The organism is Aquiflexum sp., assembly GCF_977115555.1.
The window spans coordinates 1-3161 of record NZ_CDSBKL010000445.1 but is presented as its reverse complement, the minus strand read 5'-3'; the positions used below and the strand labels follow the sequence as shown (position 1 = coordinate 3161).

The 3161-nt window shown below is 40.0% G+C and carries 2 protein-coding genes; one reads left to right on the top strand and one right to left on the bottom strand.

Annotated elements, in window-relative coordinates; genetic code table 11:
* The coding region (locus ACZFYI_RS18035) for a cation diffusion facilitator family transporter (protein ID WP_462525515.1) at positions 1–849 on the bottom strand (849 nt) is incomplete at its 3' end.
* Between the two features lie 299 nt (positions 850–1148).
* Between ACZFYI_RS18035 and ACZFYI_RS18030 the strand changes: the two genes are divergently transcribed.
* Entirely contained in the window at positions 1149–3038 is a 1890-nt protein-coding gene (locus ACZFYI_RS18030; RefSeq protein ID WP_462525514.1) for a patatin-like phospholipase family protein, read from the top strand.
* Positions 3039–3161: the final 123 nt, after the last annotated feature.

Sequence of the window (3161 nt, the reverse complement as noted above, 5' to 3'; positions counted from 1 at the left end):
GGAGATAGGCTTCATTTTGGTCAGGATTTCTTCACGGATATTATCCTGTTCCGTAAGAGTCGGCTGCCATCCTTCCAGTGAAACCACAAAATCAATTTCTATAAAAAGCTTGGGCCCTGATTTGGAAACCCTTAAAAATGACTCCTGGAAATTATATTCCTTTTCAATTTCTGAAACGATCTGATCACAGAGGTCAAGGTATTTGGTGTCCGCCTTCATGTCAAGCACCTCCCGAATCTGTAATCCCATATTGGTGATCGGCACTTTGAGAAAATATCCCGAAACCACAATTACCATCAGAGGATCCATATAAGGGGTGAGGTAATCCCATTTTGTATATCCTAATCCAAGTGCAAGTACAAATCCACCAAGTACCGCAAAACTTAGGAAAGTATCCATCAGCCATTGCTGGGATTCTGCCTCTACAAGTCCCGATCCGTTTGCTTTTTGTTTTCGTGTCAGAAACAAATGGACCAGATAGCATCCAACGGTAGCAATCAAGGAATATATCAAACCTGAACCTGCATCTACTTCCTGTCCTCCCGAAAGCAATGTCGATAACCCGGAAAAAAAAGCAAAAAGACAGAGGATAGTGATAACAAGGAATTTTCCAAGGATAATAATTGGTTGGATCATTTCTTTGCCATACGGAAAGCGGTCAAAATCCTGTTTTGCCATAAAAGAGGCAGTTAGGAGGGAGATTATGGAAAGCCCCACACTAATAAGTGAGTAAATTCCGTCAAAAAGAATGATCTTGGAGTTCTCAAGGACTCCCCAGATAATAGCAAGTAAAGCAAAAAACAGCGCTCCATAAACGGAAAATCTTAAGAGTTGCTTTTCATTGTTCATATCCAATTTCCATTAAAAATTAAGCATTTAAAAATCATAGTCCTTAATTATTAAAGCTATGGTTAATATAAAATGAAGTCAAGCCTACTATAAAATATTTGAATCCGAAATTCCAACTTAAAGAAAAAGGCCAAACTCAAATTCCGGTTTTCAAAGAATAGAATCGGGATTGCAGTCCGGATTTGATAAAGAAACCCAATAAATGAGAATCCTTAGTAAAAAAACCCTTGCCCAAAGCAGCTGTTGACTTTAAAATTTTATCTTTGGAAAGATAGAAATCCCAACAGGTCCAATCTAAGATGAAGAAACTTCTACTCTCCCTGATTTTTGTATTCATTGTTTTTCTTTTGAATGCACAAGAAAAGCAAAATACCGACCGACCCAAGATTGGACTTGTCCTTAGTGGTGGAGGTGCCAAAGGGATGGCCCATGTGGGGATTTTGAGGTACATGGAAAAAGCCGGCATCCGGCCTGATTTTATTGTCGGAACCTCTATGGGATCTGTGGTCGGGGGCTTATATGCTTTGGGCTATAGTGCAGACGAGCTTGAAGAAATAATTCTTAACATTGATTGGGATATTTTGATTACCAACAGGGTTGGATTCAACGATATTGCTTTTGAAGAAAAAGAATATTACAATAGATATTTGGTGGAATTGCCGGTGATCGAAGGCAAAGTTTCCCTCCCTTCCGGTCTTATTCATGGCCAAATGCTTTCTGAAACCTTGCATTACTACACATGGCCGGCCAATAACATTGCGGATTTTGATGATTTCCCTATCCCCTTCAGGTGCATTACGACCGATGTGAAGACAGGAGAGGGGATTGTCCTCAAAGGCGGATATCTTCATGATGCATTGCGTGCAAGTATTGCGATTCCGACTTTTTTTACCCCCTTTGACATGGACAGTACTTTGGTTGTCGATGGTGGCGTGGTCAATAATTTCCCCGTGGATGTGGTGAAAGAAATGGGCGCTGACATTGTCATAGGCGTCAATGTCGGAGATGAGGATTTTGTTGACCCTAAAGAAATCGGTTCTTTTTCCGGTATCTTAATGCAGATAGCCATGTCCAAATCTTACAGCAGATTGAGGCAGAACATTAAGGATACCGATATCTACATCAAGCCAGATTTAAAAAATTATTCTACAGGAAGCTTTAGCAAATTTCGGGAAATATTGGAATTGGGAGACCTTGCCGGTCAAAAACATGCCCAAAGATTCAAAGACCTTGCCGATAGTTTGGGCGTTTTTGTAGAAACCCCCGGTATAGGGCTTGAGGTAGAACCCATCACCATCAGTGATATTGACGTGAGAGGCAACTACCTGTTTTCGGATGTCCTGATCAAATCCAAGCTGAATATCAAGGAAGGTGAAACTGTCTCCCGAAGAGAATTGAGAGAAGGTATGTCGCGGGTTTTTGGGATCAATGGGTTTTACAATGTGGATTATTCTTTGATCAAAATCCATGATGATGGATACCGCCTTGTAATCCGGGCAAATGAAAAACCAAAGAGTTTACTGTTTGCCTCTGTCCATTATGACAATCAGTTTTCAGCAGGAATCCTCCTCAACCTGACCATGAGGGACGTTTTGGGCAAATCATCCCGCTCGATCATTTTGGCGGATATTTCCCAAAATCCGAAGTTCAGGTTTGACTATTATAAATATATCGGTCAACAAAAGAAGTATGCCCTCAATTTAAAAGCCGAATATCTTAACCAACAAGCGCCTGTCTATGACCAAGGCAAAGAAACTGATATCAATGTCAATAAAGAAATCCGAGTTGGAGCCCATATCCTTTCAACGCAGTCTTTGAATGAGACATTTGTTTTGGGAGGGTATTATGATAAAAGGCAAACTGAGTCAAGATTCAATATCAGTGCACCGGCAGATATCAAAAACGGAGTAAGTAGTTTTTTAGGGTTACGTTTGATGTATTACCGTAATTCGTTGAATGACAGGAATTATGCCACCCAAGGTGCAGAGGTTATAGTTGAGCCTGTTTTCAAGTTTCAAAACAACCTGAAAATCAATCTCAATGATGGTGTAGACACTTTGTTTCTTGGTGAAGGCGATAGTCAGTTTGGAATTCCTGCCAACCAACTCCCTGTTTTTATAGACCTATTGACGCCAAAGGGGTATTTGTCTTTTTATTTTAAATACATAAAATATTTTCCTTTGTTGTAACGGGAATACTTTTTTTGGATGAATTTGTTTATGCGATCTGGGCGTCGTTAATTACAACGATGTTATCGGAGTGAAATTTATACTGATTAATCCCTATACAAGTTTTGTGCAAATCGATGACAA

Excerpts from the sequence above, each read along its gene's own strand:
- ACZFYI_RS18030 (WP_462525514.1), top strand. The coding sequence starts at position 1,149 with ATGAAGAAACTTCTACTCTCCCTGATTTTTGTATTCATTGTTTTTCTT.